Consider the following 24990-nt stretch of genomic DNA (forward strand, 5'->3'; position numbering starts at 1 on the left):
AGTTGGCGTTGCTGACAACCCACGTCGGCGGCACCGAGGCCGGGCATCATCACCGGCCTCAGCCGCCCGGCAAGTCGAAAGCCGCATCCATCAGCGTGCGGGTGTAGTCCGACTTGGGCGCATCAAACACCTCTGCGGCCAACCCGGCTTCCACCACATCGCCCTGACGCATCACCATAACCTTGTGGCTCAGCGCCCGAACGACTCGCAGATCGTGGCTGATGAACAGATAGGCCAGCCCATACTTCGTCTGGAGATCGCGCAGCAGGTCGACGATCTGCACCTGCACCGTCATATCAAGCGCGCTCGTTGGCTCATCAAGCACCACCAGCCGGGGCTTCAAGATCATCGCGCGGGCGATAGCGATCCGCTGGCGCTGTCCGCCTGAAAACTCGTGCGGGTAGCGGTCCATCACCGCCGGGTCGAGACCCACTTCTTGCAGCATGTCGGCCACCAGCGCGCGTGGATCCTGCCCCTTCTCCACGCCATGCACACCCAGCCCCTCGGCCACGATCTGCGCGACCGTCAGGCGTGGGCTGAGGCTGCCGAAGGGATCCTGAAACACGATCTGCATATGCCGCCGCAGCTCTCGCATTTGCCGGGTCTTCCAACCCTGAATATCTTCGCCAAGATAATAGATCGGCCCTTCCGACTGGATCAGCCGCATGATCGCCAAGGCAAGCGTCGTCTTGCCCGAGCCGCTCTCGCCGACGATCCCCATCGTCTCGCCCGCCCTGACGGAGAGGCTGGCGGCATTCACGGCTTTCACATGCCCCACCGTTCGTTTCAGCAAGCCTGACTGAATGGGAAACCAGATGCGCAGATCTTCCGTCCGCACAATCTCTTCGGCCCCCGCCGGCACGTCCGGCGGCCCGCCCTGCGGCGCAGCGCCAAGGAGCTTGCGGGTATAGGCATGTTTGGGGTTGGCAAAAATCTCCGCCGTCGGCCCGGTTTCAACAATTACGCCGTCCTGCATCACACAGACCCGGTCGGCAATCGCCTGCACGATCCCGAGATCATGGGTGATGAACAGCAGGCTCATCTTGCGCTTCTGCTTGAGCTCGGCCAGCAAATCGAGGATCTGCGCCTGAATGGTCACATCCAGCGCCGTCGTCGGCTCATCGGCGATCAGAAGGTCGGGGTTGTTGGCCAGCGCCATGGCAATCATCACCCGTTGCCGCTGCCCGCCCGAAAGTTGGTGCGGATAGGCTCCGAGGCGGCTCGCCGGATCGTGGATGCCCACGTCCTTGAGCAGCTCAATTATCCTCTCCCGCGCATCGCTCCGCTTGATCCCCTGGTGCAACTCTAGGCTCTCAGCCAGCTGCTTTTCCAGCGTGTGCAGCGGGTTGAGGCTGGTCATTGGCTCCTGAAAGATGAAGGAAATGTCGTTGCCGCGCACTTCCATCAGTTTCTGGTCATCGGCTCCCACCATCTCTGCGCCCATGTAGCGCACAGAGCCGTCAACCCGGGCGCTCTCCCCTAACAGGCTCACCGTTGAAAGCGCGGTAACAGACTTGCCCGAGCCGCTCTCGCCAACCAGCGCCACTGTCTCGCCCCGACCTACCGAGAAGGAAACGCCCTTCACCGCATGGGTTGTCTCCCCGTCCTGCCGGAAAGACACCTTCAGGTCCTTGACCTCCAGCACCGCGCTCATGCGAACACCTTCCGCGGGTCAAACGCATCGCGCACACCCTCGAAGACGAAGACCAGTAGCGAAAGCATGATGGCGAAAGTAAAAAACGCGGTGAACGCGAGCCATGGGGCCTGAATGTTCTGTTTGGCCTGCAGCGTAAGCTCGCCCAATGAAGGCGCGCTGGACGGCAGGCCGTAGCCAAGAAAATCCAGCGTGGCGAGCCCGCCGATGGTGCCGGTGATGATAAAGGGCATCAACGTCAGCGTCGCCACCATCGCATTAGGCAGGATGTGGCGGAACATGATCTTGCTATCGCTCACCCCCAGCGCCTTGGCGGCGCGGACATATTCGAAGTTGCGGGCGCGCAGGAATTCCGCTCGCACCACGCCCGTCAGCGCAGGCCAGCCGAACAGCACCGTCAGGAAGACCAGCAGCCAGAAGCTTCGGCCAAAGATCGCGAACATGATGATGATCACATAGAGCCCCGGGATGCCGCCCCAGATCTCCAGCATCCGCTGGAAAAACAGGTCGACCCAGCCGCCAAAGTAGCCCATCGCCGCACCCGCCGCGATGCCGATAACGGAGGCAACAGCGGTGACGATCAGGGTGAACAGCACCGAAAGTCGAAAGCCATAAATCACCCGCGCCAGCACGTCTCGGCTGCCATCGTCGGTGCCCAGCCAGTGGTTGCCATCCGGCGCTGAAGGGGCGGCGCCAACAATGTCATCATTCGGGGTGTTGTAGGAGTAGGGCACAGGTGGCCAAAGCGCCCATCCCTTCTCGATCTCCTCGCCGTCCACCACCCCGTCGGCGGCGTCTTCATACACGGCTTCCGGGTCATCAAAGCAGGCCTCCAGCCCGCCAGAGCGGATGAGGCATTGCACCTCGATATCGCGGTATTTCGCTTCCGTGCGGAAGTCACCGCCAAAGTCCTGTTCCGAATAAAACGTACGGATCGGCATGTAATACTCGCCGCGGTACTGCACGAGGATTGGTTTGTCGTTCGCGAGGAACTCGGCAAAAAGGCTCGCGCCAAAGAGCAAGCTAAACAGGATCAGAGACCAGAACGCACGCCGGTTTTTCTTGAAGTTACGCCACCGGCGCTGGCCCAGCGGGCCCAACTTGATCAACGCCATCAGCCAGCCCTCCGTTCAAAGTCGATCCGCGGATCGACGAAGACATACATCAGATCGCTCAGTATATTCACCAACAGGCCGATCAGCCCGAAAACGAAAAGCGTGCCGAAGACCACCGGGTAATCCCTGTCGACCACACTCTCAAAGCCCAGCCGCCCCAGCCCGTCCAGCGAGAAGAGCCACTCGATCACGAGCGACGAGCCGAAGAAAACACCGAGGAAGGCCCCTGGAAAGCCGGCAATCACGATCAGCATCGCATTGCGGAAAACATGGCCATAGAGCACCTGCTTTTCGCTCAGGCCCTTGGCCCGCGCGGTGATCACATATTGCTTCTTGATCTCGTCGAGGAAGCTGTTCTTCGTCAGCAGCGTCAGCGAGGCGAACCCGGCGATGGATGAGGCCAGCACGGGCAGGAAGATGTGCCAGAGATAGTCCAGCACCTTGCCCCAAAGGCTCAGGTCTTCCCAGATCGCATTGGGCGAGGTGAGGCCGCGTAGCGGGAATATCTTCCAGTAGGAGCCGCCCGCAAAGAGCACCAGCAGCAGGATGGCGAAGATAAACCCCGGAATGGCATAGAAAGAAACGATGACGCCCGAGGTCCAAGTGTCAAACTTGCTGCCGTCTTTCACCGCCTTGCGAATGCCCAGCGGGATCGAGATCATATAGGCAATGAGCGTTGACCAAAGGCCCAGCGTGATCGAAACCGGCATCTTCTCGATGACAAGGCTCACCACTGACTTCGATTTGAAGTAGCTCTCACCAAAATCGAAGGTCAGATACTGGCCCATCATGATGAAGAACCGCTCGGCAAGGCCGATGTCTTCCTTGGTGCAGGCCTCCGAAGACAGATCGCGGTGGGTGATCGCTTCGCCGTCGCGTGGCTCATAGCCCTCTTCGCAGACGACACGGGCAAAGCCCATTTGCACCTCAAGCTGGGCCAGAAACTCAGGCGAGAGGCCCCGCGCCCCCTGATAGCGGTCGTCCACGCTTTCGCTTTGCTGCTGCCCGGCGTCAGCACCGCCGGTCACATTATCGCCTGCGCCCTCACCCTGCTCGACTCGCGCGATAACCGCCTCAATCGGGCCGCCGGGGACGAATTGGGTGAGGATGAAGTTCACCAGCATTATCCCGAACAGAGTCGGGATGATCAGCAAGAGTCGCCTGAGGATATATGCGCTCATCTAGAGCCTTTTCGCCTGCATTTTTCTTTTTCTCGCGCCCCGCTCAGAACGCGCCGGCCGCTTTCAGCTTCTCGGCCTTCTCGGCGTTATACCACCAGAAATCCATGTTGCCGAGTGCGTAGGGCGGCAACTCCTCCGGGTGCTCGAAGACATCGTAGTAGGCCACCGTATAGGCCGCCTTGTTCCACTGCCCGGTGCGGAACTTCAGCGCTCGCAACACCCGGTCCAGGGCCGAAATGGCCACTTCAAGGTCTTCTTGGTTCCGCGCAGCTTTCACATGTTCGATCAGCGCATCAACGGCAGGGTTCTTCAGCCCCATCTTGTTGAAGGTCGAAGTGTCGGCCGTTTCGCTGCCAAAGTACTGCTTGAGCGAGTCGCCGGGGATATAGCCGGTGGGCAGGAAGGCCGTGACGATGTCAAAATCATAGTTCGGCGGGCGCTCGCGCTCGGTGGCGCTGGCGTTGTCCACCCGCTGGTGCTGCGCGTCGATGCCCGCGGAGCGCAGGTTTTCCACAAAGGGGTTCACGATCCGGTCAAAGGTCTGGCTGTCATTGAGGAATTCCACCCGCAGTGTCTTGCCGTCCTTCACCCGCAGCCCCCGGCTGTTGAACTCGCTCCACCCTGCGGCGTCCAGCAGGCGGTTGGCCTTGCGCAGGTTGCGCCGGTCGGTCGAGCTGTTCGGGTCCGAACGCGGCTGCATATAGGGTTCTTCGGTAAACACCTCTTCAGGGATGTCTGCCCGCAGCGGCTCCAGCAGCGCCAACTCTTCCTCGCTCGGCAGGCCGGTTGCAGCCAAATCGGTGTTCTCCCAAAAGGAATCCACTCGCTCGTAGAGCCCGTAAAACAGCTTCTCGTTCGACCATTCGAAGTTGAACATCAGCCCAATCGCCTCGCGCACACGCGGATCCTTCAGCTGTTCGTGGCGCGTGTTGAACACAAAGCTCTGACCGTTGGAGATCACCCCATGCGGCAACTCGCGCTTCACGATCCAGCCCTTCTCAACGGCTGGGAAGTCATAGCCCGTAGCCCAATCCTTTGAGCTGGCCTCATTGCGGAACATGTAGGCCCCGCCTTTCAGCCCTTCCAACGCCACAGCGTAATCTGCAAAATACTCAACCCGGAGCGCATCAAAGTTGTTGCGGCCAATGTTGATCGGCAGATCCTGCCCCCAGTAATCGGGGTTGCGCGTCACAACGACGGTCTTGCCAAGCTCTGATCGGTCGAGGTCCACCACATAGGGGCCAGTGCCGATCCACGGTGTGCTTTGCGGTTCTTCCAGATCCATCTTGCCCGCGTCGTACTGTGCTTTCGAGAGGATCGGCAGGCCGCCAACCTTCTGGATCGCGTCGCGCTTTTCTGTGTCTTCCCTGAAGTCGAACCGGATGCGCAGCGGGTCTAGCACCTCAGCTGTTTCGACGGTGTCGCCCAGCACCTTACGGAAGCTTGGCAGGCCCTTTTCCCTGAACACCTCATAGGAAAACAGCACATCTTCTGCGGTCATGGGCGTGCCGTCAGAAAACTCGATTCCCTCACGCAGATTGAAAATCACCCAGGAGCGATCCTCCGGGTATTCCAGGCTCTCTGCCAGCAGCCCATAGTCCGAGCCGATCTCATCGGAAACCGAAGTGAGCAGGCTTTCGAGCGGTGCGCTTGCGAGGGCGCCGGCACGGCCGTTGATGGTGTAGGGGTTCCAGTTGTCAAAGCCACCGAAAGCCCATTCCGACATTTCGCCACCCTTGGGGGCATCGGGGTTCACATAGTCCAGATGTTCGAAGTCGGGGCCATACTTCAGCTCACCGCCCGGAAAGGTCGGGATGCCGTGGCGCGTCACAGTGTTCGCTTCGTCCTGCGCCATTGCAGGCAGCGCAGCCAGCATCAATGCCAGAGCCAGCCCGGCCCCCCATGTCACAACATCTCGCCGCTTTGCTTTCAGGGCAGTTGCGGCGACGGCAGTTCGGGGCGGCAAATGTCTCTGGCGCAAGTCGGGCTCCTCTCGGGTCAGGTTGGGCGGGTCACCCGCGCGGGGCGACCTCAGCAAAACATCGTTAAATTTAGCTAAATGCCCCACGTCCTGGCATGCAAGTTGAAACCTCGTGAGCAAAGCGCGAGGGCAGGTCAGTGCAGGGCACAAAAAAGGCCGCCCCGGTTGCCCGGCGGCGGCCCTGAATTCTGTTGCGTGTCGCTTACTGCGCGGCTTGCAGATAGGCGATCACGTTGGCGCGGTCTTCGATTTTGCGAAGACCGGCAAAGCTCATCTTGGTGCCGCTCATGTAGCCTTTGGGGTTGGCGAGGAACTCGCTGAGCACTTCAGGGGTCCATTCACCACCGTGGGAGGCCATGACGTCAGAGTAGCCAAAGCCATCCACGCCGCCAATCGCGCGACCGACCACACCATTGAGGTGCGGCCCGGTTCCATCGGTGCCATCCAGCTTGTGGCAGGCCTTGCACTTGCCAAAGACGCGCTCGCCTTTGCCGGCATCGGCGGCTGCAAACACCTCTTCAAACGAGGGGCCGGAGTCTTCTTCGGCAGCATCGCCACCACCAGAGTCTTCCACCACAATAGCATAGCCTTGCGGATGCTCTTCGCCCTCTTCGCCGTGGCCACCTGCGTCCATCGCATACAGCGATTCACCGGCCCAGTTGATCAGCAGATAGATCAGCAGCGCCCCACACAGCCAGCCGAACGCCTTGACCATCGTCATTGTGTCGAACATGTCTCATCCCGTGCACGGTTTCCGTCTCGCGGCCTTCTAGCGGCTTCACCCGGTGTGCTGCAAGCCGTATCAGGCGCGACCAAACGCCCGAGGGGGCCAAAATCGTATGAAATGTCAGGGGAGGGGCGGCAATGACTGGCCGTATAGCGTTTCAGGGAGAGCTCGGGGCCTATTCGCACCAGGCCTGTGCCGAGGCCCGGCCAGAAATGGAGGCGCTGCCCTGCCGTAGTTTTGAGGATGTGATCGAGGCCGTCCGCAGCGGGGCCGCCGAGCAGGCCATGCTGCCGGTCGAAAACTCCACTTATGGCCGGGTGGCCGACATCCACCGCTTGTTGCCAGAAAGCGGGTTGCACATCGTCGATGAAGCCTTCGTACGCGTGCACATTTCGCTGATGGCCCTGCCGGACGTAACGCTGGAAGAGGTGCAGAAGGTGCGCGCCCATCTGGTGCTCTTGCCGCAATGCGCTTCCTTTCTGGCGGCGAACGGCATCAGGGGCGAGGCGGCCGCCGATAGCGCGGGCGCAGCGGCCGAGCTTCAAGCCAGCGGGGCGCGCAACGAGGGTGTTTTGGCTTCGGACCTCGCGGCAGATACCTACGGGCTTAACATCCTTGCCCGCCACATCGAGGACCACGCCCACAACACCACCCGATTCCTCATCATGGCCCCGCAGGCCCAGCCCGCGCGCCGCGCCGAAACCATGATGACAACCTTCGTCTTCCGCGTCCGCAACATCCCCGCCGCGCTCTACAAGGCGATGGGCGGCTTCGCCACGAATGGGGTGAACATGACCAAGCTGGAAAGCTACATGGTCGGCGGCAGCTTCACCGCCACCCAGTTTTATTCCGACATCGAGGGCCACCCCGACGACCCGAATGTGAAATTGGCCATGGAAGAGCTGGATCACTTCACCGAAGAGGTGAAGATTCTCGGCGTCTACCCGGCAGACGCACGACGCCACTGAGACGACACTCAACAAACAAAAAACGCCGGCCCGGCTGAGGCAGCCGGGCCGACGCGTCCCGATCGGCTCGGGACCAGACTTGGAGGCGGGGGAGGGGGCTCCCCCGGCGCTCCGCGTCTAGCTGGTTACTGGAGCCAGACCAGCTCGATCCGCGAGCCGCCCCGATCCGTCATGTCGTAGGTCTTGCCGCCGGAGTCGATCCAGCCGCTGATGGTGTGGCGCGAAAAGTTCACGCGCTGGCCCTGTGCCGCCGGAACCTGTGTGCAGCGGATCGAGTTGCGCTTGGCCGTCACCCAGCCGCCACCGTTGACGCTGAAGCGCTTGTCCCAGGTCGCCTGATTGCGCAGGCAAAGCTGGAGCAGCCCGCCGCGGCCCGAGGCATCCTTCGTCACGTTCACGGTGACGGTGTCGCCGTTGTTGAGCGAAGCGGCGTTCAGTGGCTTCTTCTGGGGGCCGATGGGGCCACCCGGGCCAGCATCCACGAGGCCTGGGTCGATTTCGATGCAGCCCGAGAGGGCGGTGACGACGAGGAGGGCGGGGAGGGCCATGAGTTTAGTGAGTTTCATTTGTCAGTTCCTTTCATCTGTTGTGGTCTTTGCCGACCGGATGAGATGAAAATGACCTGAGAGGCGCTTCATTCGTATGGGGTCGATCCCCCAATCGGAGTTTGCGCTGTTCCGAGCGGTTTGGAGCCGATTCCCGGTTTCAGGCAAAGCCTGCCGCCGCAGTGCTCCCCTGCACGTGCGCCAAAGCGCCGATAGGCAACATCAACTGCTGGCGCGCCGCGTGAGATTGAAACCCATATCAATGCGCGTTTCAGGCAGGGCTTGTCCGGTGGTTGCTGCCATCAGGAGTTGGGCCGCCTTGCGCCCAATTGCGGCTCCATCAATGCGGATCGTGGTAAGGCCGATCCCCGCGTCGCCCACGTCCTCCACATCGCCAAATCCGGTGATCGCGAGTCGCTGGGGCACGTTTATGCCGCGCCGCCCAGCCTCGCAGAATGCGCCCAGCCCAAGGGCGTCGGAGGCACAGAGCACCGCGTCCGTGTCGGGCCACTCTTCAAGGATCCGTTCAAGGCCGATGGCACCAAGGTCCGGGCCTGTCTGGCCCGGCTCTGGCGTAAGCTTCAAAAGGCGCGGGGCGTGGCCCGGCACAGCCTCGGCATAGCCTTCGGCACGAAGCTGGGCGCGCGTATCTCCGCGGCGGTCAGTGGAAAGCATGGCAATGGCACGGCGACCGGTCTGCACAAGATGCTCCGTCATTGCCCAGCCAGCTGCTCGGTTGGAAAAGCCTACGGCTGCGAAAATGGGCTTGTCAGGCAACTCCCAGAGTTCGACAGTTGGCAGGCGTGATAGGAGCGCCCGGGTGCCTTCGGTGTGCTCCGAACTGGTCACCACCATCGCGTCGGGGCGGCGGCCCATCAGGGTCGCCACCAGCCCGGCTTCGGTTTCTGGCGCATATTGCGCTGTGCCGAGCAACAGTTGCATGCCCTCCGGCGCGAGGCCTTCTGACAGCCCCCGGATGGTTGAAGCAAAGACTGGCTGGTCCAAGGTGGAAACCACCGCCCCCACTATCTTTGAGCGCTGCGATGAAAGTGCCCCTGCGGTATCATCTCGCACGTAGCCCAGCGCGGCCACTGCAGCCTCTACCTTCTCACGCGTCTCCGCCGAAACCTTCTGGGGTGTTGAAAGTGCACGCGAGACAGTGATTTTGCCAACGCCCGCCGCACGGGCCACATCGCCCATCGTCACCCATTTCTTTGTCATGCGAACCCCGTTGTTGACGACTCGGAAATAGCGATGGTATCGATACCACGCAAGGCATGGTATCGATACCATGCTCAGGGAGGAGACCCACGATGCTTACTCAGGATCAAAAAGAATTTTACGATGAGAACGGCTACCTGATGGTCGAGGACGTGGTAACGCCCGATCAACTGGCCAAACTGCAAACGATCACCCGCGAGATGATTGATGCGGCCCGCCCGCTAAAAGAGAGCGACGAGCGTTACGATCTGGATGAAGGTCACTCCGCCGAAAACCCGCGCCTAACCCGGATCAAGCTACCGCACATGCAAAACCCCTACTTCTGGGAAATCCTCACCCAAAGCCGGTTGACAGAAGTGCTAAATGGTCTGCTCGGCCCCAACACCCTGATCAACACCTCCAAGCTCAACACCAAAGCGCCCGGCGGCGGGGCAGCGGTGGAATGGCATCAGGATTGGGCCTTCTACCCGCACACCAATGATGATCTGCTCGCCTTCGGCCTTATGCTGGAGGATGTCGACGAGGCCAACGGGCCGCTGATGGTCATCCCCGGCTCGCACAAAGGGCCAGTGTTGAGCCACCATGTGAACGGAGTGTTCGCCGGTGCCGTCAACCCGGACGATCCGGAGTTTGACCTCTCAAAGGCGGTCACTCTCACGGGCAAGGCGGGCAGCATGACGGTCCATCACGTACGCACCTTGCACGGCTCCGCTCCCAACATTAGCGACCGTAACCGTCTGATCCTGTTCTACGAGCTGGCCCGCGCGGATGCATGGCCGATTCTTGGCTCATCAAGCTACATCCACGCCCTCGGTCAGCGCAAATTCTGGGACGATATCCAAAGCCGCATGGTCACCGGCCAGCCGGTTCTGGAGCCACGGCTGGAGCAGGTGCCGGTGCGCATGCCGCTCCCGCCCGCGCCCGACAACACCTCGATCTTCAAGACCCAGAAGACCGCAGGTCAGAAAAGCGCTTTCGCAATGGGGTAATCGGCTCAGCGGGTCAGCCGGAAGATCATGTAGCGGTTGAAGTGGCAGAAAGCTTCGGAGGTGCGTTTGCTCTCCTTCAGCCGCTCATTAAGCCGAAACAGGCGGCGCTCGCTGACCATTCGGCGGATGATGAAGGCCAGGGCCCATCGCGTCTTGGGCTTCTTCATCTTCAACTCTTCATCCACGCGGCTGACGCCATGGCCCATCACGTTGAAGAGCCCCTGCTCAAGGTCGATCGAGGGCGCAACAGCCTCGGTGATATCCTCCTCGGCCTCGATCTTGAGATCCATCTCCGCAAGGGCCTCACGCATCACCGCCAACCTATGCCCGCCGCCAACGGTTTGGCTGCGCTTCACGCCCTCGTAGTTCTCCGAGCGGAAGCAATCCGCAATCAGCACCCGCCCGCCCGGCTTAAGCAGTGCCAGCGCCTCCTTCAGCGCGACCTCATGCGGAATGTACTGAAAGCTCTCGGAGAACAGGCACAAGTCAAAGCCGCCCGCGCCGGAAAATTCCTCGAACATGCACTGGTGCACGCGCGCCTCGGGTGCATTCTGGCGGCAACGTGAGGCAAGGAAGGGGGAGGGAACGACGATTTCAACGTCATGCCCAAGCGCAATCAGCTTCTTGGCAGTCTCTCCAGCGCCGCCGCCAATGTCGAGGATGCGCAGGCTGCCTTCGGGGAGATAGGAGAACAGCTTGTCCGTATAGGCCGCCTGCGCCGCGCCAAGGTTTTCGGCAGCCACCGGCAAGCCATCCCAAAGGCCGTAATGCAGGTTCTCAGCGCCCGTCAGCCATCGCATGAAGCTCAGGCCTACATCGAGGCCGATGGCGCGTGTGTCGACTTTCTGTCCCATTGCAACCCGTCTAGCGGAGACGGGCTGTGCGGAAAAGCACGATCAACGCTGCTTCACGTTGCAGTTGCCGCCCTTGTGGCACCTCACCACGCGGCGCAGGTCCGCCCGGGTGGGGTTGTGGAAGGTTTGTGAGCCGCAAGGATCGGAGGTGACGGTCAGCTTCCCTCCCTTTCCCTCGGCCACCGACAACAGCATCCGGTCCGACCCGGGCCACCCGCCGCACCAAGAGGCAAAGCAGGCGAGCGTTACGGTGACGGGCACATCAACGGGGGTAGAAAAGCCATCGCGCCCCAGTTGCATGCCCTGCAATCGGGCTTTGATATAGATCGGCTTCGGCTCAAACCGGCGCGACAGATCCTTCTTGTGTTTGCGAATTTTTTGGGTGGCCGTAAGCGTGCCATGAACAATGCGATAACGGGCTTCCGCGTCGCGGGCCTGAGTATACTGCAACACCGGGTCAGGCCGCATGCAGGAGAGCGCAGAGGCTGGAAGTGCCGCGCCAATCGCGGAAGTGAAGGCAAGGGCAGCGGCGAGAGTCTTCATCATGCGAGATACTCCTGAAATTCAGCCACGACGGCCTCGTAGACCGCGCGCTTGAAGGGCACGATATTAGCCACTAACTCGGAACCGGGCAGCCACCGCCATTCGGAAAACTCGGGGTGCTTCGTGGCCAGATTCACCTCGCCATCCTCACCCAAAAACCGCATCAAAACCCAATGCTGTTCCTGCCCGCGGTATTTGCCTTTCCAGACCTTGCCCAAAAGCTCAGGAGGCAGGTCATAGCGAACCGGCGCCGCAGTTTCGGTGACAATCTCCACCCTGTCCGGGGCGATGCCGGTTTCTTCCTCCAACTCGCGCAACGCAGCAGTGCGGTGATCTTCTCCTGCATCCAGTCCCCCCTGAGGCATTTGCCAAGCGGGTGTGGCGCTGTCGATCCGCTGGCCAACGAAGACGTGGCCACTAGAGTTGAGAAGCACGACGCCCACGCAGGGGCGGTATGGGAGCGAGTCGGCACTGGTCATGGGCGGAGTTAGTGGCAGGCGAGCGCGTTATTCAATAGCGTTTGTGCGGCTGGCGCTGCGGGAGGTTCATCGGGCAAGTAAATGCTACAAGACTCCCTTGGCATCGAAGCGTGTTGTCAGTCGCGGCGGATAAGCCCCGTCAGCGCGGCGGCGGCAAGGGCAGTCACGATCCAGCCGATACCCTTCGCAAACCAACGCAGCCACCAGCCCGTCACGCCCCAAGGGGAGCGGGAAGTGGAGGGGGCCCATGCCTCTTCCTGCCCAAAGCTGACGAGCGGAATCACAAGGTCGGCGGCATAGGCGAGGGAAGAGAATGTTTCCCAATCCTGCCCCGCCTCGCCCGGCTGGCTCCAGAAGGCGCCGGGGCCTTCGGGGTGGCTCTGCGTCGCCTCGATCCATGGCTGCGAGGTAAGGATTGGGGCGGCGTTTGGGGTCATGTCCCCCGCGTTCCAAGTCGCTTGGTAAAAGGCGGCAAGACCTGCGATCAGCAACCCCGCAAAGGCCACGGACCGACCGGGCCGATACCCGTAGCCAACAGTGAACCGCAGCACCATGTCCGACAGCCACATGATCAACCAGCGCGGCCCGTAACCCGAGGTTTCCGCCCTAAGCCTGCGATTCTCGGCGCGCAGCAGGCGCTCTTTCACCATAAGCACGGTTTGCGCATCGCCCCGGTGGCCCATACGGCCGAGCACATAGGCAAGCTGCTCGTAAGGCTGGGCGTTAAAGGCCAGGCCCTCGGCTCTTCGGGCCAGCCACTGAAGGCGTTCGGTCGGGCGGGTGTCGGCGTGGCGGGAAAAGTCGGTGTATTGAAAGCCATCGAGCCGAAGCGGGTAAGCTGCGCCGGGGCCGGTGGGTTCATCCTTGAAGCGGGCCACCTCGGCTCCCGCAAGGTTAACCACCCGGCCTATCTCGTTGTTCTGAAAAAAGAGGATGCCCCCCACCCGGGCCCGCGCCAGTGAAATGGCAATATCGGCACCATGCTCTTCGGTGGCTCCAAAGGCACCATGTCCCAGCGGTTCTTCTGGCAGGTCGATGGCGCAGTTGGTGATGAAAACATCATGATCAATCCGCGCGGAGGAGAAGAAAAGCATCCCACGGGCATGCAACGTGGTTTCGCCTTCAGCGTAGGGGTAGTTCCCAAGAAAGACCGAGCCCTCAACCCGAAGCGAGGGCGCAAACACGGCATCTTGCCCGCCGCCGTCGATCGTGGCCCCGCAAAGTTGCAAATCGCCCCCAATGCGAGCCCCGGCAAGCCCGATCTCGCCTGCCACGTGAGCATCGCCCCGGATATAGACTGAGCCAGCAAACCGGGCATTGTCGGCGGTGAGCGCCTTCAGCCAGCAGCCCTGCAGATGAAGGCCGCGCAGGGAGGCGTTAACCAAGTTCATTTCGCTCTCGATCCGGCAGGCCGAGAGCGTGATATCAAGCGTGCAATCGGTGCCCTGCAGGTCGAGCGTGCCGATAATCCGCGCGCCCCGCAGCCGCAGCCCCTTGGCATTGAGCGGGTGCTCGTAGAGCCCCAGCAAAAGCTCGCGCAACAGCGCCGCCCGCACCTCCACTGCCGGGTTATCTTCGGCGGGCGGCAATTTGCCGTCGCCCAGGGTCACCCTGTCGGGCTCACCACAGGACGCGAGCAGTTTTTCCTCCGCTTCGGATAGCGGGCCAAATGCCTTGAGTGCGCTCATTGCGAGACGTTGCCACCCCGCCGCGCGCGGGTAAAGCGACGATCCGCTGGGGGGGCGAAGATGGCCGGGCGCGTTGCGTCGAGAAACATTGATGCAGGCCCGCCCCGGTGCTACCTTAAAGCCATGCCCGGCGCCGGGGCAGCACAGGCGCGTAACTTCGGAGGACCATCTCCTGTCTCACTCTTCGGAGGCCGCCGTCCAGCACACGGCAGGCAACGCCCCGCAGCACGGGGCACCTAACGGCAAAGCAGGCGGCACCACAGGGCTGCTCGCGGACATCCTTCAATCGCTCGAAGACGACAAGGCCGAGGAGATCGTAACGATCGACCTATCGGGCAAGTCGACCATGGCTGATCACATGGTGATCTGTTCGGGTCGCTCCTCCCGGCAGGTGGGCGCGATCTCGGAAAAGCTGGTAGACCGTCTGAAGCAGGCGCACGGTACGTCCTGCAAGGTCGAAGGCAAGGACGCGGGTGACTGGGTTTTGATCGACGCAGGCGATGTGATCGTTCACGTGTTCCGTCCTGAGGTTCGTGACTTCTATCAGCTAGAAAAGATGTGGCAGCCGGCGACGGCCACCGCCTGACGCACTCTTGAAGCTGACCATTCTCGCAATCGGGCGGCTGCGCGCCGGCCCGGAGAAATCCCTGATTGACGATTACCTAGACCGCGCCGGGAAGACCGGGCGCGGTTTGGCGCTTGGGCCTGCGCGCGTGGTTGAGCTGGAAGACAAGCGCGGTGGCGGCAAACCGGCGGAAGCGGAGCTGTTGCGCAAGGCCTTGCCCAGTGGCGCGGTAGTGGTTGCGATGGACGAGCGCGGCAAGGAGTTGAGTTCACCCGGTTTCGCGGATCAACTCGCAAAGTGGCGCGACACCGGCCGCCCGGAGGTAGCGCTGCTGATCGGTGGCGCCGACGGGCTAGACCCGGCGCTGGTCGCGGAGGCGGACTTTACCCTCAGTTTCGGCAAGATGGTCTGGCCCCACATGCTGGCCCGGGTGATGCTGGCCGAACAGCTCTATCGCGCCACCGCGATTTTGGCGGGCACGCCCTATCACCGCGTCTGACAGCGCGCGAGCACGCCCCGTTTTCACCGGCAACGCGATGGTCTAAGACTCCACCAAACCGTCAAGGAGCCGCCCCATGCCCAAGCCTGTCGTCCTTTGCATTCTCGATGGCTGGGGTATCGGAGATGGTGGCCCCGGCGACGCTCCAGCGTTGGCGAAAACTCCCAATTTCGACCGGCTTATGGAAACCTGCCCAAATGCCACACTCACGACCTTCGGGCCGGACGTGGGGCTTCCGTCCGGGCAGATGGGCAATTCGGAGGTCGGCCATACGAATATCGGCGCAGGCCGCGTGGTGGCAATGGACCTCGGTCAGATCGACCTCGCCATCGAAGACGGTTCTTTTGCGCAGAACGAAGGGCTCGGCGCGTTCATCGCTGCGCTTAAGGCCTCGGGCGGCACGGCGCATCTGGCTGGGCTGGTTTCACCGGGGGGGGTGCACAGCCACCAGTCCCACATGATTGCCGCCGCCAAAGCGATTGCCGATGCGGGCGTTCCGGTGGCGATCCATGCGCTGACCGATGGGCGCGACGTGGCCCCGAAATCGGCCGACGGCTACATTGGCGAGACGGAGAAGCATCTGCCTGATGGCGCGAAATTCGTCACCGTTTCGGGTCGCTACTACGCGATGGATCGCGACAACCGCTGGGACCGGGTCAGCAAGGCCTATGAGGCCATCGTAAAGGGCAAGGGCGAGCGGGGCGAGGATGCCGTGGCCGTGGTGCAGGCCGCTTATGAGGCAGACAAGACCGACGAGTTCATTCTGCCAACGGTGCTGAGTGGCTACGCCGGAATGAAAGACGGCGACGGGCTCTTTTTCCTGAATTTCCGCGCCGACCGCGCCCGTGAGATCCTGCGTGCTATTGGTGAGCCGGGCTTTGCGGAGTTTGACGCCGGCACCCGGCCTGAGTTGGCGGCGCTGCTGGGGATGGTGGAATACTCCGAAGGGCACAACGCCTATATGAATACCTGTTTCCCGCCGCGCGATATCGTCAATACGCTGGGTGCATGGGTGGCTGAACAGGGCCTGACTCAGTTCCACATCGCGGAAACCGAGAAATACCCTCACGTCACCTTCTTCCTTAACGGCGGCAAAGAAGACCCTGAGCCGGGGGAAGACCGCTACATGCCCAAATCCCCCAATGTGGCGACCTACGATATGCAGCCCGAGATGAGCGCCGGAGAGGTAACAGAGCATCTCGTCGGGGCGATTGAGAAGGGCTACGACTTTATCGTCGTCAACTTCGCCAACCCCGACATGGTGGGCCACACAGGCATCATCGAGGCCGCCGTTGCCGCCTGCGAGGCGGTGGATGCCGGGCTTGGTGCTGCGCTTGAGGCGCTGGAGAAGGCCGGCGGAGCGATGATCGTGACCGCCGACCACGGCAATTGCGACATGATGATAGATCCCGGAACTGGCGGCCCGCACACGGCCCACACGCTCAACCCAGTGCCGGTCGTGGTTTATGGCGCGCCGCAGGTTGCCACTGTAGCCGATGGGCGGCTGGCCGATCTTGCGCCGACGGTCCTATCGCTGATGGGCCTGCGGCAGCCCAAGGAAATGACAGGAAAGAGCCTGCTGGGATGATCCGCGCTTTTCTCCTCTGCTTGGCCATGGCGGTGCCTGCCGCTGCGCAAGAGAGCGACCCGGCGCAGATTGCCATCGACGCCGCTTCGCTGCTCAAGAAGGCGTCGGTCGCGCTGCAAGAAGCCGAAACCCGGGCTGACCGGGTAGAGGCGCTCACCCGCACCGTGCGGGCCTATGAAACCGGGCTGACCGCGCTGCGCACCGGGCTGCGGCAAGCGGCGATCCGCGAGCAGGTGCTGCGCGCATCGCTTGAGGCGCGGGAGGCGGAGGTCAGCCAGCTTCTTGGCGTCCTGTCGACCATGGAGCGCAGCCCTGCGCCGCTGTTGCTGCTGCACCCGGCGGGGCCAGCAGGCACGGCGCGGGCGGCCATGATCCTCGGTGACGTCACACCGGGGCTTCAGGCCGAGGCGGCCACTTTGCGCGGGCAGGTGGAGGAGATCACCCTGCTGCAAATCCTGCAAGAGAGCGCCAGCGAAACACTGAGCGATGGCCTGCAAGGCGCACAGGATGCACGGCTTGCGCTCACCCGCGCCATCGACGAGCGCACAGAACTGCCGCGCCGATACGTGGAAGACCCTGAGCGCTTGCGGGAGCTACTCGAAACCTCCGATACTCTCGCATCCTTCGCTTCCGGCCTCTCGCAAGTCGCCGGGGCGACAGCCGCTGAAGGTGCGGGGTTCGAAGAGTCCCAGGGCGCCTTGCCACTGCCCGGCCCCGCGACCGTGATCCGTGGCTATGAAGAGCCCGACGCCGCCGGTATCGCCCGGCCCGGCCTGCTGCTGGCGCTCTACCCCGGCACCCTTCTCACCGCCCCCGCCGCCGCCACAATCCGCTACACAGGCCCGCTTCTGGACTACGGAAACGTGATGATCCTTGAGCCCGCGCCAGACGTTCTGCTGGTGCTCGCCGGGATGGAAACTGTCTATGGTGAGCCCGGCGAGATCGTCACCGCAGGCGCGCCGCTCGGCCTCATGGGTGGGCTTGCGCCCGGGCGCGGAGCCGACGCCGCAGAGTTTGCAGAAGGAAGCACGCCGGAAGCGGGTGCAGAGCGCAGCGAAACGCTTTATATGGAGCTGAGACAGGGCGACGCCCCGGTGGACCCGACCGAATGGTTTGCCGCTACCAAGGATGGATGATGGTATGAAGAAGTTCATGATGGCCGCGCTGGGCGGCACGCTGGCAGGGGCACTGATGAGCACCCAGATCGCCGGCCCCCTGATCGCTCAGGAAACCGACCGCAACGCCTCGATCTACGAACAGCTCGATCTCTTCGGCGACATCTTTGAGCGCATCCGCGCGCAATACGTTGAAGAGGTCGACGAGAAAGAGCTGATCGAAGCAGCCATCAACGGTATGCTCACTTCGCTCGACCCCCACTCTTCCTACCTTTCCCCGGATGATGCAGCCGATATGCGCGTGCAGACCCGCGGCGAGTTTGGCGGCCTCGGTATCGAGGTGACGCAGGAAGAGGGCTTCGTAAAGGTCGTCTCCCCCATCGACGACACCCCTGCCGACGAAGCGGGCATCGCAGCTGGCGACTTCATCACCCACGTTGACGGCGAGTCGGTTCTGGGCCTCACGCTGGATGACGCGGTTGAGCTCATGCGCGGCCCGGTCGGCTCCGAGATCATCATTACCGTGGTGCGCGAAGGTGTCGACGAGCCCTTCGACGTGACCATCGTGCGCGACACCATCAAGCTTACCGCCGTGCGCACCCGCACCGAGGGCGACTCGGTCGTGCTGCGGATCACAACCTTCAACGACCAGACCTTCCCCAACCTCGAAGAGGGGCTGAAAAAGGCCGTCGAAGAAGCCGGTGGGATGGACAACATCAACGGCATCGTGCTCGACCTGCGCAATAACCCGGGCGGTCTTCTGACGCAGGCCATCAAGGTTTCCGACGCCTTCCTCGAAAAGGGTGAGATCGTCAGTACTCGTGGCCGTCAGGCTGCCGATGGCGACCGGTACAATGCCACTGCTGGCGACCTTGCCGAAGGCAAGCCGATCGTGCTGCTGATCAATGGCGGCTCGGCTTCGGCCTCCGAAATCGTCGCCGGTGCGCTGCAGGATCATCGCCGCGCAATCGTCGTGGGCACCAAGAGCTTCGGCAAGGGCTCGGTGCAAACCGTGATGCCGCTCAAAGGCGACGGCGCGATGCGGCTCACGACCGCGCGCTACTACACCCCCTCGGGCCGCTCGATTCAGGCGCTGGGCGTTTCGCCCGACATCGTCGTGCAGCAGCCCACGGTAAACCCGAACGCCGCCGAGGAGGAGGATGAAGAACAGTCTGCCGCCGCACGCCGCCGTTCCGAGGCTGACCTGCGCGGGGCAATCTCCAATGACAGCCTGAGCGAAGACGAGATTCGCCAGATCGAGGAAGAGCGCGCCGCCGCCGAAGCCGCTGCCCAACTCCGCGACGACGACTATCAACTTGCCTACGCGATTGACCTGCTCAAAGGTCTCCACGCGCTGGAGCCTGCCGAGTAAGCCCGCAGGCATCAGTGAACTTCGGATAAGGGCGGTCTTCGGGCCGCCCTTTTTCGTCTCCGGCGCACCGGCTGTCGGCTTGCATAGGCGGGCGGCGCGTGGTCGGGTGGCGCTCATGCGTGCTGCGTTCAAAGCGATTGGTGTAGGCCTTCTTCTGCTGCTTCTTGCGGCGGCGGTCGCCGCATGGGTCAAACGCGAAGAGGTCGCGCGGCTCTGGGCGGTGCAGCGGCTGTTCGACCCGGATGTCATCGTCTGGAACTTCGGGCACATGGGCGAACTGTTTCACGCGGTGCCGCTGCCGGTGGGCGAGGGCGGGGCGTTGCAGCCAATGCTGGAGACCGAGCCGGTGGCGCTGCCCGAACGCTCGCGGGAGATCATCGCGGCGCGTCGGATCACCGGGCTTATGGTGCTTTCAGACGGGCAGGTGACCCACGAGAGCTATCACCTAGGCACCGGGCCGGATGACCTGCGCATCTCATGGTCGGTGGCCAAAAGCTTCGTCTCCGCGCTGCTCGGCATCCTGCTCGACGGGGGCGAAATCGAAAGCTTGGACGACCCGGTCACACGCTATGCACCTGAACTGGCAGGCAGCGCCTACGATGGGGCACGTATCCGCGACGTGCTCCAGATGCAGTCGGGGGTGGAGTTCGACGAGGCCTATTCCGACTTTTGGTCAGACATCAACAAGATGGGCCGCATCCTCGCCATCGGCGGATCGCTCGATAGTTTCACCGCCGGGCTTGATGCCCGCGCGGGGCCGCCGGGAGAGCGCTGGCGCTACGTGTCGATGGACACCCACGTGCTGGGCATGGTGATGCGCGGCGCGACAGGGCAGGATATGGCCACCCTGCTGGGTGAGCGGCTGCTGGCACCGATGGTACTTGAGGGGCCACAGCCCTACCTGCTGACAGATGCCAAGGGGCAGGGCTTCGTGCTGGGCGGGCTAAACATGTCTCTGCGCGATTATGCCCTCTTTGGCCTCATGTATGCTCAGGACGGGCGGCTGGGAGAGCGTCGCATCGTGCCCTTCGATTGGGTAGAAGAAAGCACCCACCCCTCGGCGGTGACAGCACCGGGCAAGTGGCGCTATGGCTACCATTGGTGGATGCCCAAGGAGGGCGAGGGAGAGTTTATGGCTGTCGGGATCTACGGCCAATACATCTACATCAACCGGCCTGCCCGGGTGGTGATTGCCGTCACCGCCGCAGATCCCGCCTTCGGCCAAGGTGATGTGCGGGATGATATTATGGCATGGTTCCGCCAGATCGCAGAGGCCAACGCGGAGGCACGCCCGTGACTGCATTGGAAAAATATCCCTCCCTCAATGTGCTGGGTGGCCCACTGGAACCCTGTTCAATGGCCCCCGTCACCGGCTTTTTCCGCGATGGCCACTGCAACAGCTGCGCAGCGGATGCCGGCAGCCATACCGTGTGTGCGGTAATGACGGCCGAGTTCCTTGCCTATTCAAAATATGTTGGCAACGACTTGAGCACACCAATGCCGCAGTACGGCTTTGAGGGGCTCAAGCCCGGCGATAGATGGTGCCTCTGCGCCAGCCGCTTCCTGCAGGCCCAAGACGAGGGATGCCCGCCGCAGGTGGTGCTGGAAGCCACCCACCAACGGGCGCTGGAAATTGTGCCGTTGGCAACTCTGACAGCTGTTGCGACAAAATAGTTGTCTATCAATTTCAGATGCTTAGAGAGTTTCCTGCGAAATTTTGCGCCCCCGAGTGAATAAACTCCCGTCCTGCTGCGTATCTCTAGTGACAGCCACTGAGGGCCGTCACCGGAATAAACGAAGCCAACCGATTGATCCAAAGGACAAACAGATGACCCGCATTCTTCCTCTCTCCGCCGCCCTGATCGCACTTGCCGCCCCGGTCTTCGCTGCCGGCTCCGACAGCACAACGCCGCCCACCACCACCAGCACCACGACGAAATGTGAAAAAGGTCAGGTGTTCGACGAGAAAACCGCCAAATGCCTCGACGCCAAGTCCGAAGCCGTCACCGATGACGACCGCTACAACGCGGCCCGCGAGCTGGCCTACAACGGCAAGTACGACCGGGCGTTGATGGTGCTCGCCACGGCCGAAAATCAGAACGATCCGCGCATCCTCAACTACAAGGGCTTTACCCACCGCAAGATGGGCAAGACCGACACCGCGATGAGCTTCTATCAGGCCGCGCTGAACGTGGACCCCGATTACATTCTTGCCCGCTCCTACATGGGCCAAGGCCTCGCTGCTGCCGGTGATCTGGCCGGGGCCACTGAGCAGTTGGAAGAGATCGCTCTTCGCGGCGGCACCGAAACCTGGGCCTACGCCAGCCTGATGAACGCGATTGGCGGGGTCGCGGTGGATTATTGATCTCCACCAGATCCCCGGGGGCGGGCTCATCCCGGCCTGCCCCACAGCCAACCGCCCGGGCGCATTTTCGCGCGGGCGGTTGCATCACGCTCGGGCAACAGGTTCTATCGGGCCAGCAGGGCCATGGTGCCCGCCCCGCCCCGAGGAGGCCGCAACGTGCAGCCCGACGCGACAGATTTTCAGGCCGAGCTTCTGGCCAGCCTTCCGCGGCTGCGGCGCTTTGCGCTCAGCCTGACCCGCCACCCCTCCGAGGCCGATGACCTTGTTCAAATGACCTGCGAACGCGCCATAACCAAAGCCGAAAGGTGGAACCCCGAGCAGCCCCTGCTGCCTTGGCTCTACACCATGGCGCGCAATCTCTGGACGTCCGAGATGCGCAAGCGGCAAGTGCGCACTGGCGCGGGCACGGTGCCCGCCGAGGAGGCCGCCGAACTGGTGAGCCACGCAGGCGGGGAGGAGGCCACCCGCGCTGGGCAGGTCATGGCTCAGATCATGGCGCTGCCCGAAGGCCTCGCATCCGTGCTGCTTCTGGTGTCGGTAGAAGGCCACAGCTACGGCGAGGCGGCTGCAATCCTCGATATTCCTGCGGGCACGGTAATGTCCCGCATGTCGGCCGCGCGGGCGAAGCTGCGCGCGGCTCTGGCAGAAGGAGCGGCGTGATGATGGACCGGATGGACAGGATCTCGGCCTATCTCGACGGCGAGATGAGCGCAGAAGATGCCGCGCGCCTTGAGGCCGAAGCCGCCGCAGACCCGGAGCTTGCAGCCGAAATCAAGGCCGCAGGCGCTTTGGACGGCGAGATTGGCATGGCCTTCGATGCGCTCTTGGATGCGCCGCTGCCGCCCGCGCTTGCAGCCACGGTCTCTGCCACCACCACGCCGGGCACGCGAGTCGAGCAAGCAACGCCAACCGTCGCTGCCGCAAGCCCCATGGGCGAAGCCCCGGCACAGCCGCCGGAGGTGGCTGAAGGCGAACCGGGAGTGCCCGGGCAAGTCGCTATGGAATCCTCTGCCGATGCGTTGCCCGAAACACCCGCGATGGGGGCCATCCCGCCCGGTGGTGCCGCCCCCCGAGAAGAAACGCCGCCCCCCCTCTTTACCCCGGCCAATCTGGACCGCCGCCCAATCTTCTCCGCCTCGATCGCGGCCATTCTGGCACTGCTTATGGTTGGCGCGGGCGCGGGGGCGCTGATCACCCGCGTCATTGCGCCGAACGAAGAGCTTGCCGATGGCCATGCGACCCGTGGCTGGATGGACGAGATTGCCGACTATCACCGGGTCTACGCCCGCCAAACCGCGCATCTGGTGGAGGTTCCGGCAACCGAGCAGGCGCATATTGAAACATGGCTCGGTAAGGAGACCGGCGTGCCCTTCAACGTGCCCGATCTAACGGCCTCTGGCTTTACCTTCCAAGGGGCCCGCTTGCTCGTGGCAGGCGGAAAACCAGTGGCGCAGCTGCTCTACACGGATGCCGAGGGGCAGGTGATGGCGCTGTGTGTGCTGGCCCGAGAGGGCGAGGGCTCGGAAGAGTTCACCCCGCGAAGCTTCAACGGCGTGGAAATGGTGCGCTGGCTCGCACCGGGCGCCGCCTGGGTCGCCGTGGGCGAGCCGGGAATGGACCTCGGCACCATAGCACGCCAGGCCGCGCAAGACGTATGAGTCGCAAGGGCTTCAGCCCATTGCGCTCATATCAACGCCCAGAGCCTTGGCGACAGTGAAGATGTCTTTGTCACCCCGTCCGCACATGTTCATCACCAGAAGGTGGTCGGCGGGCAGTTGTGGCGCGGCCTTGATCACGTGACCAAGTGCGTGGCAGGGCTCGAGCGCGGGGATGATCCCCTCGGTCTCGCAGCAGAGCTGGAAGGCCTCGAGCGCCTCGTTGTCGGTGATCGACACATACTTGGCCCGGCCCGTCTCGTGCAGCCAGCTGTGTTCCGGCCCGATGCCGGGATAGTCGAGGCCCGCCGAGATGGAGGAGCCTTCAAGAATTTGTCCGTCTTCGTCCTGCAAGAGATAGGTCCGGTTGCCATGCAGCACGCCGGGGCGGCCGCCGGAGAGGGAGGCGCAGTGCTCCATCTTCTCGTTCACGCCCTTGCCGCCCGCTTCGACGCCGATGATCTCGACCTCCTTGTCGTCAAGGAACGGAAAGAACAGGCCCATCGCGTTGGAGCCGCCGCCGATGGCGGCCACGAGGCTGTCGGGCAGGCGGCCCTCGGCCTCCATCATCTGCTCGCGGGTTTCCTTGCCGATGATGGCCTGAAAATCGCGAACCATGGCCGGGTAGGGATGCGGGCCGGCGACGGTGCCGATGCAGTAGAAGGTGTCGCGCACGTTGGTGACCCAGTCGCGCAGCGCGTCGTTCATCGCGTCCTTTAGGGTGCCGCGCCCTGAGGTCACCGGCACCACCTCGGCGCCCAGCAGGCGCATGCGAAACACGTTGGGGGCCTGCCGCTCCACGTCATGCGCGCCCATGTAGACCACGCATTTGAGGCCGAACTTGGCGCAGACGGTGGCTGTGGCCACGCCGTGCTGGCCCGCGCCTGTTTCTGCGATGATGCGGTTCTTGCCCATGCGGCGGGCGAGGATGATCTGGCCCAGCACGTTGTTGATCTTGTGCGCGCCGGTGTGGTTCAGCTCGTCGCGCTTGAAATAGATCTTCGCGCCACCAAGCCGCTCGGTCAGCCGCTCGGCAAAGTAAAGCGGCGAGGGGCGGCCGACGTAGTGCTTCCAGAGGAAATCCATCTCGGCCCAGAACTCCGGGTCGGTCTTGGCATGCTCGTAGCGTTCCTCGAGTTCGAGGATCAGTGGCATCAGCGTTTCCGACACGAAACGCCCGCCGAAATCGCCAAAACGGCCTTTCTCGTCGGGGCCGGTCATGAAGCTATTGGGAAGGTCGTTCATCGCGAGGACTCCTTGGTGCACCCCGCGTTCTAAAGGTGCGGGCGGCGGGCGGCAAGGCGATCAGGCAAGCAGGGTGTGCTCGATCAGAATTGCGCTGCCGAGGGCGACAAGTGCTAAGCCTCCCATGATCTCCGCCCAACGCCCGAAGCGGCGGCCAAGGCTGGCCCCGACAAGCGTGCCCGCGGTGGCCATGGACATGGTGGCCGCGCCAATGGAAAGAGCGACAATGAGGATGGGTGCGTCCAGCATGGCGAGAGAAATGCCCACCGCGAAAGCGTCGATCGAGGAGCCGATGGCGGTAATCACAAGCGAGCATGTAGTGGCGCGAGGCGTGGATTTTGCCAGTGCATGTAGCACCATGCGCCCGCCGACAAGGACAAGCAGGGTGAAGGCTATCCAATGGTCTATGGCTGCCACAAACTGGCTCGCGGCAAGGCCCGCAGCCCAGCAGCGGGGTAAACGCCTCAATGGCCCCAAAAACCGCGCCGGTGGAGAGCGCGGCGGTAAAGCCGGGCCGCCCCGATTGCGCGCCCCGCCCCAGAGCCGCCACGAAAGCATCCACGGAGAGCGCGAGCGCGAGTGTTACGATGGCAATCGGGGTCATGGTGCGTCCTGTTCCTAGAAGGTCAGGTAGGCGCGAC

Annotated in this window: 25 protein-coding genes; 12 read left to right on the forward strand and 13 right to left on the reverse strand. The window is 62.8% G+C overall.

Features of this window, described 5'->3' with window-relative positions:
• Positions 1 to 58: 58 nt before the first annotated feature.
• From ACXAG6_RS04550 to ACXAG6_RS04570, 5 genes are all read right to left on the reverse strand, one after another.
• Positions 59 to 1654, reverse strand: coding sequence for an ABC transporter ATP-binding protein (locus ACXAG6_RS04550; RefSeq protein ID WP_475335445.1), 1596 nt, complete (start codon positions 1652 to 1654; stop codon positions 59 to 61).
• Complete coding sequence (locus tag ACXAG6_RS04555) at positions 1651 to 2769, reverse strand: ABC transporter permease (protein WP_210410528.1); 1119 nt, start codon at positions 2767 to 2769, stop codon at positions 1651 to 1653. The genes ACXAG6_RS04550 and ACXAG6_RS04555 overlap by 4 nt, the downstream gene beginning before the upstream one ends.
• Positions 2769 to 3950: a microcin C ABC transporter permease YejB gene (locus ACXAG6_RS04560; protein WP_140012824.1), complete on the reverse strand. Its 1182-nt coding sequence runs from the start codon at positions 3948 to 3950 to the stop codon at positions 2769 to 2771. Before ACXAG6_RS04560 ends, ACXAG6_RS04555 begins: the two co-directional genes overlap by 1 nt.
• Before the next feature lie 43 nt (positions 3951 to 3993).
• Positions 3994 to 5826 (reverse strand): extracellular solute-binding protein, encoded by a 1833-nt coding sequence (locus tag ACXAG6_RS04565; RefSeq protein ID WP_475335448.1) that lies wholly within the window; start codon positions 5824 to 5826, stop codon positions 3994 to 3996.
• Between the two features lie 307 nt (positions 5827 to 6133).
• Entirely contained in the window at positions 6134 to 6664 is a 531-nt protein-coding gene (locus tag ACXAG6_RS04570) for a c-type cytochrome (protein ID WP_475335450.1), read from the reverse strand.
• A 131-nt stretch (positions 6665 to 6795) separates the two neighbouring features.
• Between ACXAG6_RS04570 and ACXAG6_RS04575 the strand changes: the two genes are divergently transcribed.
• Complete coding sequence (locus ACXAG6_RS04575; RefSeq protein WP_475335452.1) at positions 6796 to 7626, forward strand: prephenate dehydratase; 831 nt, start codon at positions 6796 to 6798, stop codon at positions 7624 to 7626.
• A 125-nt stretch (positions 7627 to 7751) separates the two neighbouring features.
• Here the strand turns inward: ACXAG6_RS04575 and ACXAG6_RS04580 are convergent, their stop codons facing one another.
• Both ACXAG6_RS04580 and ACXAG6_RS04585 read right to left on the reverse strand, forming a co-directional pair.
• A complete protein-coding gene (locus ACXAG6_RS04580; protein ID WP_475335454.1) occupies positions 7752 to 8192 on the reverse strand; it encodes a hypothetical protein in 441 nt (146 codons plus the stop codon).
• A gap of 201 nt (positions 8193 to 8393) precedes the next feature.
• Positions 8394 to 9392 carry a LacI family DNA-binding transcriptional regulator gene (locus ACXAG6_RS04585; protein WP_475335456.1) on the reverse strand — a complete coding sequence of 333 codons (999 nt, stop codon included), beginning with the start codon at positions 9390 to 9392 and terminating at the stop codon, positions 8394 to 8396.
• 92 nt (positions 9393 to 9484) lie between these two features.
• On the opposite strand from ACXAG6_RS04585, the gene ACXAG6_RS04590 reads away from it, so the two are divergent.
• Positions 9485 to 10381 (forward strand): phytanoyl-CoA dioxygenase family protein, encoded by an 897-nt coding sequence (locus ACXAG6_RS04590; RefSeq protein WP_475335459.1) that lies wholly within the window; start codon positions 9485 to 9487, stop codon positions 10379 to 10381.
• 5 nt (positions 10382 to 10386) lie between these two features.
• Here the strand turns inward: ACXAG6_RS04590 and ACXAG6_RS04595 are convergent, their stop codons facing one another.
• The 4 genes from ACXAG6_RS04595 to ACXAG6_RS04610 form a co-directional block, all read right to left on the reverse strand.
• Positions 10387 to 11235, reverse strand: a complete 849-nt coding sequence (locus tag ACXAG6_RS04595; RefSeq protein WP_475335461.1) for a class I SAM-dependent methyltransferase — start codon at positions 11233 to 11235, stop codon at positions 10387 to 10389.
• A gap of 42 nt (positions 11236 to 11277) precedes the next feature.
• Positions 11278 to 11781, reverse strand: coding sequence for a hypothetical protein (locus ACXAG6_RS04600; protein WP_475335463.1), 504 nt, complete (start codon positions 11779 to 11781; stop codon positions 11278 to 11280).
• Complete coding sequence (locus ACXAG6_RS04605) at positions 11778 to 12257, reverse strand: RNA pyrophosphohydrolase (RefSeq protein WP_475335466.1); 480 nt, start codon at positions 12255 to 12257, stop codon at positions 11778 to 11780. Before ACXAG6_RS04605 ends, ACXAG6_RS04600 begins: the two co-directional genes overlap by 4 nt.
• Before the next feature lie 116 nt (positions 12258 to 12373).
• On the reverse strand, positions 12374 to 13945 hold the full coding sequence (locus ACXAG6_RS04610) for a hypothetical protein (protein WP_140012834.1): 1572 nt from the start codon (positions 13943 to 13945) through the stop codon (positions 12374 to 12376).
• Positions 13946 to 14210: 265 nt separating this feature from the next.
• Here ACXAG6_RS04610 and rsfS point away from each other — a divergent pair, with 265 nt between their 5' ends.
• The 10 genes from rsfS to ACXAG6_RS04660 all read left to right on the forward strand — a co-directional run bounded on the left by rsfS (position 14211) and on the right by ACXAG6_RS04660 (position 23107).
• Positions 14211 to 14531, forward strand: a complete 321-nt coding sequence (gene rsfS / locus ACXAG6_RS04615) for a ribosome silencing factor (RefSeq protein ID WP_371707696.1) — start codon at positions 14211 to 14213, stop codon at positions 14529 to 14531.
• A gap of 7 nt (positions 14532 to 14538) precedes the next feature.
• Positions 14539 to 15009, forward strand: coding sequence for a 23S rRNA (pseudouridine(1915)-N(3))-methyltransferase RlmH (rlmH, locus tag ACXAG6_RS04620; protein ID WP_475335468.1), 471 nt, complete (start codon positions 14539 to 14541; stop codon positions 15007 to 15009).
• A gap of 76 nt (positions 15010 to 15085) precedes the next feature.
• On the forward strand, positions 15086 to 16597 hold the full coding sequence (gene gpmI / locus ACXAG6_RS04625) for a 2,3-bisphosphoglycerate-independent phosphoglycerate mutase (RefSeq protein ID WP_475335470.1): 1512 nt from the start codon (positions 15086 to 15088) through the stop codon (positions 16595 to 16597).
• Complete coding sequence (locus ACXAG6_RS04630; protein WP_475335473.1) at positions 16594 to 17733, forward strand: murein hydrolase activator EnvC family protein; 1140 nt, start codon at positions 16594 to 16596, stop codon at positions 17731 to 17733. The genes gpmI and ACXAG6_RS04630 overlap by 4 nt, the downstream gene beginning before the upstream one ends.
• A 4-nt stretch (positions 17734 to 17737) precedes the next feature.
• On the forward strand, positions 17738 to 19084 hold the full coding sequence (locus ACXAG6_RS04635; protein ID WP_475335476.1) for a S41 family peptidase: 1347 nt from the start codon (positions 17738 to 17740) through the stop codon (positions 19082 to 19084).
• 115 nt (positions 19085 to 19199) lie between these two features.
• The gene (locus tag ACXAG6_RS04640) at positions 19200 to 20381 is read left to right on the forward strand and encodes a serine hydrolase domain-containing protein (protein WP_475335477.1); all 1182 of its coding nucleotides are present in this window, start codon (positions 19200 to 19202) and stop codon (positions 20379 to 20381) included.
• Positions 20382 to 20386: 5 nt separating this feature from the next.
• Positions 20387 to 20758 (forward strand): DUF2237 family protein, encoded by a 372-nt coding sequence (locus tag ACXAG6_RS04645; RefSeq protein WP_475337919.1) that lies wholly within the window; start codon positions 20387 to 20389, stop codon positions 20756 to 20758.
• Between the two features lie 154 nt (positions 20759 to 20912).
• Positions 20913 to 21449 (forward strand): hypothetical protein, encoded by a 537-nt coding sequence (locus tag ACXAG6_RS04650; protein WP_475335479.1) that lies wholly within the window; start codon positions 20913 to 20915, stop codon positions 21447 to 21449.
• A 156-nt stretch (positions 21450 to 21605) separates the two neighbouring features.
• Positions 21606 to 22109, forward strand: a complete 504-nt coding sequence (locus ACXAG6_RS04655) for an RNA polymerase sigma factor (protein ID WP_475335482.1) — start codon at positions 21606 to 21608, stop codon at positions 22107 to 22109.
• Positions 22109 to 23107, forward strand: coding sequence for a zf-HC2 domain-containing protein (locus ACXAG6_RS04660; RefSeq protein WP_475335484.1), 999 nt, complete (start codon positions 22109 to 22111; stop codon positions 23105 to 23107). Before ACXAG6_RS04655 ends, ACXAG6_RS04660 begins: the two co-directional genes overlap by 1 nt.
• 12 nt (positions 23108 to 23119) lie before the next feature.
• Here the strand turns inward: ACXAG6_RS04660 and trpB are convergent, their stop codons facing one another.
• Together trpB and ACXAG6_RS04670 are read right to left on the reverse strand one after the other, a co-directional pair.
• Positions 23120 to 24349, reverse strand: coding sequence for a tryptophan synthase subunit beta (trpB, locus tag ACXAG6_RS04665; protein ID WP_475335486.1), 1230 nt, complete (start codon positions 24347 to 24349; stop codon positions 23120 to 23122).
• Positions 24350 to 24409: 60 nt separating this feature from the next.
• Entirely contained in the window at positions 24410 to 24766 is a 357-nt protein-coding gene (locus ACXAG6_RS04670; RefSeq protein ID WP_475335489.1) for a manganese efflux pump, read from the reverse strand.
• Positions 24767 to 24990 lie beyond the last annotated feature (224 nt).

Source organism: Vannielia sp. ABF1_015, from assembly GCF_056160745.1.

Excerpts from the sequence above, each read along its gene's own strand:
- trpB (WP_475335486.1), bottom strand. The coding sequence starts at position 24,349 with ATGAACGACCTTCCCAATAGCTTCATGACCGGCCCCGACGAGAAAGGC.
- ACXAG6_RS04640 (WP_475335477.1), top strand. The coding sequence starts at position 19,200 with ATGCGTGCTGCGTTCAAAGCGATTGGTGTAGGCCTTCTTCTGCTGCTT.
- ACXAG6_RS04660 (WP_475335484.1), top strand. The coding sequence starts at position 22,109 with ATGATGGACCGGATGGACAGGATCTCGGCCTATCTCGACGGCGAGATG.
- ACXAG6_RS04555 (WP_210410528.1), bottom strand. The coding sequence starts at position 2,769 with ATGGCGTTGATCAAGTTGGGCCCGCTGGGCCAGCGCCGGTGGCGTAAC.
- ACXAG6_RS04590 (WP_475335459.1), top strand. The coding sequence starts at position 9,485 with ATGCTTACTCAGGATCAAAAAGAATTTTACGATGAGAACGGCTACCTG.
- ACXAG6_RS04610 (WP_140012834.1), bottom strand. The coding sequence starts at position 13,945 with ATGAGCGCACTCAAGGCATTTGGCCCGCTATCCGAAGCGGAGGAAAAA.
- ACXAG6_RS04560 (WP_140012824.1), bottom strand. The coding sequence starts at position 3,950 with ATGAGCGCATATATCCTCAGGCGACTCTTGCTGATCATCCCGACTCTG.
- ACXAG6_RS04580 (WP_475335454.1), bottom strand. The coding sequence starts at position 8,192 with ATGAAACTCACTAAACTCATGGCCCTCCCCGCCCTCCTCGTCGTCACC.
- ACXAG6_RS04605 (WP_475335466.1), bottom strand. The coding sequence starts at position 12,257 with ATGACCAGTGCCGACTCGCTCCCATACCGCCCCTGCGTGGGCGTCGTG.
- ACXAG6_RS04585 (WP_475335456.1), bottom strand. The coding sequence starts at position 9,392 with ATGACAAAGAAATGGGTGACGATGGGCGATGTGGCCCGTGCGGCGGGC.
- ACXAG6_RS04575 (WP_475335452.1), top strand. The coding sequence starts at position 6,796 with ATGACTGGCCGTATAGCGTTTCAGGGAGAGCTCGGGGCCTATTCGCAC.
- ACXAG6_RS04570 (WP_475335450.1), bottom strand. The coding sequence starts at position 6,664 with ATGTTCGACACAATGACGATGGTCAAGGCGTTCGGCTGGCTGTGTGGG.
- ACXAG6_RS04565 (WP_475335448.1), bottom strand. The coding sequence starts at position 5,826 with ATGCTGGCTGCGCTGCCTGCAATGGCGCAGGACGAAGCGAACACTGTG.
- gpmI (WP_475335470.1), top strand. The coding sequence starts at position 15,086 with ATGCCCAAGCCTGTCGTCCTTTGCATTCTCGATGGCTGGGGTATCGGA.
- ACXAG6_RS04550 (WP_475335445.1), bottom strand. The coding sequence starts at position 1,654 with ATGAGCGCGGTGCTGGAGGTCAAGGACCTGAAGGTGTCTTTCCGGCAG.
- ACXAG6_RS04650 (WP_475335479.1), top strand. The coding sequence starts at position 20,913 with ATGACCCGCATTCTTCCTCTCTCCGCCGCCCTGATCGCACTTGCCGCC.
- ACXAG6_RS04600 (WP_475335463.1), bottom strand. The coding sequence starts at position 11,781 with ATGATGAAGACTCTCGCCGCTGCCCTTGCCTTCACTTCCGCGATTGGC.
- ACXAG6_RS04595 (WP_475335461.1), bottom strand. The coding sequence starts at position 11,235 with ATGGGACAGAAAGTCGACACACGCGCCATCGGCCTCGATGTAGGCCTG.
- ACXAG6_RS04630 (WP_475335473.1), top strand. The coding sequence starts at position 16,594 with ATGATCCGCGCTTTTCTCCTCTGCTTGGCCATGGCGGTGCCTGCCGCT.
- ACXAG6_RS04635 (WP_475335476.1), top strand. The coding sequence starts at position 17,738 with ATGAAGAAGTTCATGATGGCCGCGCTGGGCGGCACGCTGGCAGGGGCA.